Raw genomic sequence first — 7,022 nt, forward strand, 5'->3', positions numbered from 1 at the left:
TTCAGAACCAGACGTCGCTGAGGCGATGCCCGCGTGGATAAGGGTCTGTCGGGTCGAGGCCATATTGGCCGATGCTGGTGATCCAGGCCTGTCCGGCGATGGTGACCACGACAGCGTCGCGATCGCCGAGGCGCGTATTGGCGATCACGCGGGAATCGAAATGGGTCCCGATGATCGATCTGTTGCAGAACAGCTCGCCCTTGGCGATCTGCCCCTTTGCCGACATTACCGCCAGCCGCCCGGTGGTGCCGGTGCCTGTCGGCGAGCGGTCGAGCCTGCCATGCAGGCACACCGTGCCGTTGACGCTTTCCACGCGCCCGTCGACGCGCTCGATCGGACCTTCGAAAATCACGTTGGACACGTCGCGGATCTTCGGGTTCTCCGGATGCACGACCTCGAGCTGTTCGTTGACCGCCTTCTTGATGCGTTGGCCCATCAGCGACATCTGGTGGGCCTCGTCGGGTGTTATGGAAAAGCCGAGTGCGCGCGCATTGACATGGGCGAAAGTCATGCCGCCATAGGAGGTGTCGACGGTGATCGTGCCGAGCCCTTCCACCTCGACATGCGTGTCGAGGTGGAGTGCAAAAGCCGGTACATTGGTGAACTCCACCTGCTTCACCTTGCCGTTCTCGCAGAGACAGCGCACCTCGATCATGCCGGCCGGCGCTTCCATGCGCAGCAATGTCTCAGGCTCCTTCATCGGCACCATCCCCGTTTCCAGCGCCACTGTGGCGACGCAGATGGTGTTTGAGCCAGACATGGGCGGGTATTCCGTGCTTTCAATTATGACGTAGCCGAGATCCGCCGAGCGATCGCAAGGCGGCAGGATGATGTTGCCGTTGACGTAGGGCGCACCGCGCGGCTCGAACAAGAGCAGCCCACGAATGTCGTCCATATGCGCTTCGAGATACTCCTTCTTTTCGAACATGGTCTTGCCCGGAACGTCCTTGACGCCTCCGGTGATCACGTTGCCGACTTCGCCCTCGGCATGGCAGCCGACGACCGTGAATGTTTTCGTCCAGCGCATTTTTCTCCTCCTGTGATTGGTCTTGGCCCTGGCGATACCGATTCAGACCGCGTCGAGCCCCCGTTCGAGAAAACGATCGAGTTGTTCCATTTCCTGGTGCGAGAGGACGATACCGTCGCGCTCCGACGTCTCGCGGGCTAGGAACCGCCTCTGCGAGGGCAGGCGCGCACCCTGGCCCAAGATCGCCTCGAACAGCGCTTCAGCACGGCCCAGCGGATTGCCGGGCCGGCCGGCGGCGAAGGCTTTCGGCGAGAAAGCGATGACCAACTCTCCGTGCGACGGATAAAGCGTCGTGGTGCCAAGCAGCTCGAGCGCCTCGGGGCTGGTCAGGTCGCCGATCATGATCCCGGCGAGCAGCTCGATCATCGTCGCGATGGCCGAGCCCTTGTGCCCGCCGAAGGGAAGCATGGCGCCTGCCAGAGCAGCTTCGGGGTCCGTCGTTGGCCTGCCGTCAGAATCCATGGCCCAGCCTTCCGGCAGCTTCTTGCCTGCCCGGCGGTGGAGCTCGATCTCGCCGCGCGCGGCAACCGAGGTCGCGAAGTCGAAAACGTAGGGAGGCTGCTCTTCTCGCGGCCAGCCAAAGGCAAAAGGATTGGTGCCCAGCAACGGTCCGTTGCCACCGGTCGGAGCGACGGTGGCATAGCTCGGGCACATGGCCAGGCCGGCCAGGCCTGCCTGTGTCAAAGCTTCGACCTCCACCCAAAGGGCGGAAAAATGCACCGCATCGTTGATCGCGAGTGCGGCAATGCCGCACGACCGTGCCCGCTCGATCAGCACCGGCAGACCCAATTCGAAGGCTGGGTTGGCGAAACCATGCTTCGCATCCACTTTGACGAGGGCGGGAGCGTCTTGCGGCAGCAACTCGGGCAGCGCGTCCGGTTTTACCTTTCCGGCCTTGATCGTCCGCAGGGCGCCTTCGATCCGGTAGATGCCATGCGACTTGCAGGCATCGCGTTCCGCCGCGACGATGACCCTTGTAATGGCGCTGGCCTGAATGGGGTTCAGTCCGGCCTTGCGGAAAATTGCATCGACGCGCTCATGCAGGGCATCGATGGTGATCGTGGTGTTGGTCATTTCTGGCCTTCGGGCTTGGCTGCGCGCAAACGCTGCCTTTAAAAATCCAGACCACCGGCAAAGGCTCTTAGATCCTGTGCAAGCAAAGCGGGCTGCTCGAGGGCTGCGAAATGACCACCGCGCGGCATCGCTGTCCACTGGCGGATGTCCTTGAAGACGCGCTCGACCCAACTCCTTGGCGGCATCGGCAATTCCTTGGGAAACAAAGCCACTGCAAGCGGGACGTTGATCGCCGTGCCGGGCGCGAATGCAAGCGGACGGGCGCGCGTTTCCCAATAGAGCCGCATCGACGAAGCGACGGTCCGGGTGAACCAGTAGAGCGAGATGTTGGCGAGCATGTCGTCGCGCGAAAAGCGGCGTTGGCCAGATCGCCATCGCAATCGCTCCAGTCGCGGAATTTTTCGATCATCCACGCCGCCAGTCCGACCAGCGAATCCGTCAGTCCATAGGCAAGCGTTTGCGGGCGCGTCGCTTGAATATGAGCATAGGCGCCATGAAGATCCGCCCACCCGGCTTTCCGTTCCAGGAAGGCGCGTTCTTCCAAGCTCAGGTCGCCATCCGGGTCTGGATCGTGAGGAGGTGAGTATGAGCCGGGGATGAAGTTCAGATGCACGCCGGCGAGACTGTCTGGATACGCGTGCGCCAGGCAGGTCGACACGCTGGCGCCCAGATCGCCACCTTGCGCGAGATATCGTTTGTAGCCGAGACGGCTCATCAACTCGGCCCAAAGGTCGGCGACGGTGAACAGGTTGAGACCAGGCCTGGTCGGTCGGCTTGAAAAGCCATAGCCGGGAATCGAGGGGGCCACGACGTTGAAGGCGTCCTCCTGTCTTCCGCCATGCGAAAGCGGATCGGTCAGAAGCGGGATCAGCCTGTGAAATTCGAAGACGCTACCTGGCCAGCCATGGGTGAGTATGACCGTTCTGTTGGTCGCCACAGCGGCGCGCGCATGGATGAAATGGATGGTTTCGCCGCCGATATCCGTCTGGTAGTGCGGATGGATGTTCCAGGCGGCTTCATGCTTGCGCCAGTCGAAGCCGGTGCGCCAGTGCTGCATAAGTCGGCGCAGTTCCTCGTGCTCCGTTCCCTGCGCCCAGCCTATCGCCTGCAACTGGTCCGGCTCGCGCCAGGTCGAGATGCGCTTCTTCAAATCGTCGATTTCAGACTGGGCAATCTCGATGGTGAAGGGGCGAATTTTCATGGAGTCCTCTGCTCGCCGGCCATAAGGTTTCGGGCGGCGATAAAGTCGTGACTTTGCTGCCGGTTCGCGCGAAGCGCTTCCGTCGACGCTTCTATCGAGACCGCTGAGAAACGCAGGCGCGCGCCGACCGGCGCTTGCGCCAGCCGCCAGAGGTCGGCTTCGATCACCGTAGCGATCTTCGGATAGCCGCCGCAAGTGTTGGCATCGGCAAGTTGGATGATCGGTTGGCCGGACGGCGGCACCTGGACTGTGCCTGGTACGATGCCGTGCGAGAGCAATTCGAGCGGTGAGAGGAGCGAAAGCGTCTCTCCAGCAAGGCGATATCCCATACGGTTGGCGTCGTTGGTGATGCGCCATTCGCTGCCGGTGAAAGCCGCCTGGGCCTCCGGCGTGAAGGCGTCGAACTCGGCGGCCGGCAGAACCCGCAATTCGATTGCCGAGGCCAAGGCGTCCGCCGCGCCTCGTCGCTCCTCCAGCGCTGCGCCGATGCCGCCCGCGGGAAGGCGGCATTGCGCAGGTTTGAGCGCAAGCCGGTCACCGCGCGACAGGCCGCGTCCGGCGAACCCGCCGAAACCGCCCTTCACATCCGTCGCGCGCGATCCCATGACGGGCGGCAGATCGATCCCGCCGGCAAAGGCGATGTAGGAACGAGCACCGGCGCGCGGCGCCTCGAGGACAAGGGTCTCGCCTGCGCGGATCGTCATGGCCCACCAGGGCGGGCAGGGCCGGTCGCCGATGCTGACGGCGCAATCAGCGCCGGTGATGGCGACGGCGGTGTCGATATGCGCGCGCAGCCGGAACGGATGAAGCGCGACCTCGATCCCGCCGGCCGAAGGATCATTGCCTAGCATGAGATTGGCGATCGCCAGTGCCTGCTTGTCCATGGCGCCGCCATGGCTGACCCCCAGCGCCAGATGACCGGGCCGGCCGAGATCCTGGACCGTGTTCGGCAGGCCGGTGGTGAGGATCTCGATCATGCCTCGATCCCTGCAATTGCGAAGCGAATCTTGTCTCCGGGCCTGAGCAGCACGGGCAATTCCGCTTCGGCCTTGAAGAGCTTCACGTCGGTATGGCCGATGATGTGCCATCCGGACGGCGCTGTCATCGGCATGATACCCGCCTGCGCGCCGCCGATGATGACGGCGCCCTCGGTAACTTTGAGGCGAGGCGTGCTGCGCCTTGCCCAGGCAAGCCGCGGGTCGAGACCGGACAGATAGGGAAAACCCGGCATAGCGCCGATGGCGGCGACGGTGTAGCGGGCCGCCGCGTGGCGCCTGACGGTCTCGTCGACAGACAGGCCGCAATGCGCGGCCCAGCCGGTGAGATCCTCGCCGCGCGCGCCGCCGTAGTGAACGGGAATCGCATGATGCGTGCCGGTCACCGGGTGGGCATCGGTGGCGGACCAGAGCGACATCAGTTGATCTCCGACGCTGTGGGCGTCTGTGGCGAGGGGATCAAACACCACCAGCAGGTTGTTCATGCCGGGAACGGCCTCGCGCACCCCTTCGAGGTTCAGCGCGGCCTTCGCCACCGCCCAGACCAGTTCCTGGGTGGCATCGTTGAAAGCCCCCTGCATTCCATCGAGCAGCAGCGCGCCCGATCCCGCAACACTGATGTGGGGCGTACCGACAACCATGAGCGGTCAGTCCTTCACCGGCACCGTATAATTCAGGATCAGACGGCCGCCGTCCGGATAGATGGTCTGGCCGACAATGTAGGAAGCGTCGTCGCTGGCCAGGAAGGAAGCGACGCTGGCAATCTCCGATGGCTCGCCACAGCGGCCGCTCGGCGTGCGCGACAGGATGGTCTGGCGCTGCGCTTCGCTGGCCATGACCGAGCTCTTGACCATGTCGGTCAGGATGGTGCCGGGGCCGATGGCATTGACGCGGATACTGTGCGGGATCAGTCCGACGGCCATCACCGCGGTCAATTGCTTGATGCCGCCCTTGGACACGGCATAGGCGACGGAATTGGGGATGGCCAGAATGGCGTTGATCGAGGACATGTTGATGATCGAGCCGCCGCGTCCCTGTGCGATCATGGCTCTTGCCGCGGCCTGCCCGAGCAGGAAGGGCGCCTTGAGATTGATCCGCTGAACCAGGTCGAACGCCTCCTCGGGGAAGTCGACGAAATCGTCCAGATGGATGATGCCGGCATTGTTGATGAGGACGTCGACGCCGCCGAATCGCTCCGTGGCCTTGGCAACAATATCAGCTGCCATTTCCTGCGTGCATTCGGAGAGATCCGCCGATAGCCAGGCGGCACGCTCACCAAGACGTTCGGCATGCTCGCGCCCGCGATCGGCCTGTATGTCGACAAGCACCACCTTGGCGCCATCGGCATGAAAGCGCTCGGCGCAGGCAAGGCCCAGGCCTCGTGCCGCCCCGGTGACGATCACGACTTTTCCTGCGTGCTTCACAACCCAATCCCTTTTTCACAATTACGCATTTATGGATATGTTATCCAATCTATCTTGAACTTCGACGCCATTGCAAGCCCCGGATAAGTGGATCTGTTGGGTCGGTTCTGCAGCCGTTTGCCGTTCCTAAGCCACTTTTGGCTTTTTTCTGCCAACCATCTTAAGCCGGTTGACTCCACTGAATTAATTGTGATTGGATACTATATTCATAAAGCGACGACGGCGAGGAGTGTAGGCGATGGCGGATGGATCTCAGGAAAGCGAACTGATCGACGCGTTCCGCGCCCTTGCGACGGCGTTGATCAGCGACAATCTCGCTCGTGTCCCCGGGGCTGTCGGGTTACGGCCGTTTCATCGGGTGAGCGGCGTCATGGCGGGGAGGGCGCTGACGGTCAGGACCCGCCCCGGCGACAACCAGTTCATCCATCGTGCGCTCGATCTGCTGCAGCCCGGCGACGTCATTGTCGTCGACGGCGGTGGCTATGAGGGGCGCGCGCTGGTCGGCGAAATCATGACAAGTGTCGCGGCTTCGCGCGGCGCCACAGGCATTGTCATCGACGGCGCCATTCGCGATGCCGGTGCCATCGGCCGCAATCCGTTCCCATGTTTCGCGCGGTCGGCCATCCATCTCGGACCTTACAAGGATGGTCCGGGAGCCATAAATGTTCCCGTCTGCATAGGCGGCATGGTCGTCGGTCCTGGCGACATCGTCGTCGGCGACGAGGATGGCGTCGTGGCATTTCCAATCGACGGTGCCGCGGCCTTGCTGGCGGCCGTCCGGGCGCAGGAAGCCCGCGAGGCCGAGATCATGCAGAGCATCCAGGAGAACCGTTATCAGGGAGCCTATGCCCCGGCTTCAAGCGGCAGTCACTGATCTGCCGGGTCAGTCCTTGCCGGTGACAATCGTGTGGCCGGCTGGCGATCCTGCTCAACATAACCGCTCCGCAGCTAACCCAGGGGCGAAACAATGCATTTCGGGCACGCCGCCTGGATGCACCAACAGGGGAAAATGGAGAGAATTGATGGTTGTTTCCTTCAAGAGGCTAGCTTGCGCCACCGCCCTTGCCGGGCTGGCTCTGACCACGATGGCCGCGGCTGCCGACATCAAGATCGGCATCGTGGCCCCCATGACTGGCCAACTGGCCAGTGAAGGGCAGGATATGGAGAACGCCGTGAAGATGGCGATCGATGCCGTCAACGCCAAGGGCGGCGTAAACGGCGACAAGATCACTATCACCACCGCCGACGACGCCTGCGATCCGCAACAGGCGGTGACCGCAGGCAGCAAGCTTGTCTCGGAA

The 7,022-nt window shown here is 63.0% G+C and carries 8 protein-coding genes; 2 read left to right on the forward strand and 6 right to left on the reverse strand.

What is annotated here, in order from left to right; translation table 11 throughout:
* Position 1: 1 nt before the first annotated feature.
* The 6 genes from EN749_RS06625 to EN749_RS06650 all read right to left on the reverse strand — a co-directional run bounded on the left by EN749_RS06625 (position 2) and on the right by EN749_RS06650 (position 5,721).
* Complete coding sequence (locus tag EN749_RS06625; protein ID WP_128362805.1) at positions 2–1,027, reverse strand: proline racemase family protein; 1,026 nt, start codon at positions 1,025–1,027, stop codon at positions 2–4.
* A 42-nt stretch (positions 1,028–1,069) separates the two neighbouring features.
* Positions 1,070–2,101 (reverse strand): Ldh family oxidoreductase, encoded by a 1,032-nt coding sequence (locus EN749_RS06630; RefSeq protein WP_128362809.1) that lies wholly within the window; start codon positions 2,099–2,101, stop codon positions 1,070–1,072.
* 67 nt (positions 2,102–2,168) lie between these two features.
* Positions 2,169–3,302, reverse strand: a complete 1,134-nt coding sequence (locus tag EN749_RS06635) for an epoxide hydrolase (RefSeq protein WP_245491278.1) — start codon at positions 3,300–3,302, stop codon at positions 2,169–2,171.
* Complete coding sequence (locus tag EN749_RS06640; RefSeq protein ID WP_127382388.1) at positions 3,299–4,279, reverse strand: biotin-dependent carboxyltransferase family protein; 981 nt, start codon at positions 4,277–4,279, stop codon at positions 3,299–3,301. Before EN749_RS06640 ends, EN749_RS06635 begins: the two co-directional genes overlap by 4 nt.
* Positions 4,276–4,938, reverse strand: coding sequence for a 5-oxoprolinase subunit PxpB (gene pxpB / locus EN749_RS06645; protein WP_128362806.1), 663 nt, complete (start codon positions 4,936–4,938; stop codon positions 4,276–4,278). Before pxpB ends, EN749_RS06640 begins: the two co-directional genes overlap by 4 nt.
* Before the next feature lie 6 nt (positions 4,939–4,944).
* Positions 4,945–5,721 carry an SDR family oxidoreductase gene (locus tag EN749_RS06650; RefSeq protein WP_189367401.1) on the reverse strand — a complete coding sequence of 259 codons (777 nt, stop codon included), beginning with the start codon at positions 5,719–5,721 and terminating at the stop codon, positions 4,945–4,947.
* Between the two features lie 238 nt (positions 5,722–5,959).
* Between EN749_RS06650 and EN749_RS06655 the strand changes: the two genes are divergently transcribed.
* On the forward strand, positions 5,960–6,595 hold the full coding sequence (locus tag EN749_RS06655) for an RraA family protein (RefSeq protein WP_128362808.1): 636 nt from the start codon (positions 5,960–5,962) through the stop codon (positions 6,593–6,595).
* A 148-nt stretch (positions 6,596–6,743) separates the two neighbouring features.
* Positions 6,744–7,022, forward strand: a 279-nt coding sequence (locus EN749_RS06660) for an ABC transporter substrate-binding protein (protein ID WP_245491280.1), incomplete at its 3' end; no start/stop codon positions are given.

Source organism: Mesorhizobium sp. M7A.F.Ca.ET.027.02.1.1, from assembly GCF_004022985.1.
Lineage (GTDB): Bacteria > Pseudomonadota > Alphaproteobacteria > Rhizobiales > Rhizobiaceae > Mesorhizobium.

Excerpts from the sequence above, each read along its gene's own strand:
- EN749_RS06635 (WP_245491278.1), bottom strand. The coding sequence starts at position 3,302 with ATGAAAATTCGCCCCTTCACCATCGAGATTGCCCAGTCTGAAATCGAC.
- EN749_RS06625 (WP_128362805.1), bottom strand. The coding sequence starts at position 1,027 with ATGCGCTGGACGAAAACATTCACGGTCGTCGGCTGCCATGCCGAGGGC.
- EN749_RS06640 (WP_127382388.1), bottom strand. The coding sequence starts at position 4,279 with ATGATCGAGATCCTCACCACCGGCCTGCCGAACACGGTCCAGGATCTC.
- EN749_RS06655 (WP_128362808.1), top strand. The coding sequence starts at position 5,960 with ATGGCGGATGGATCTCAGGAAAGCGAACTGATCGACGCGTTCCGCGCC.
- EN749_RS06630 (WP_128362809.1), bottom strand. The coding sequence starts at position 2,101 with ATGACCAACACCACGATCACCATCGATGCCCTGCATGAGCGCGTCGAT.
- pxpB (WP_128362806.1), bottom strand. The coding sequence starts at position 4,938 with ATGGTTGTCGGTACGCCCCACATCAGTGTTGCGGGATCGGGCGCGCTG.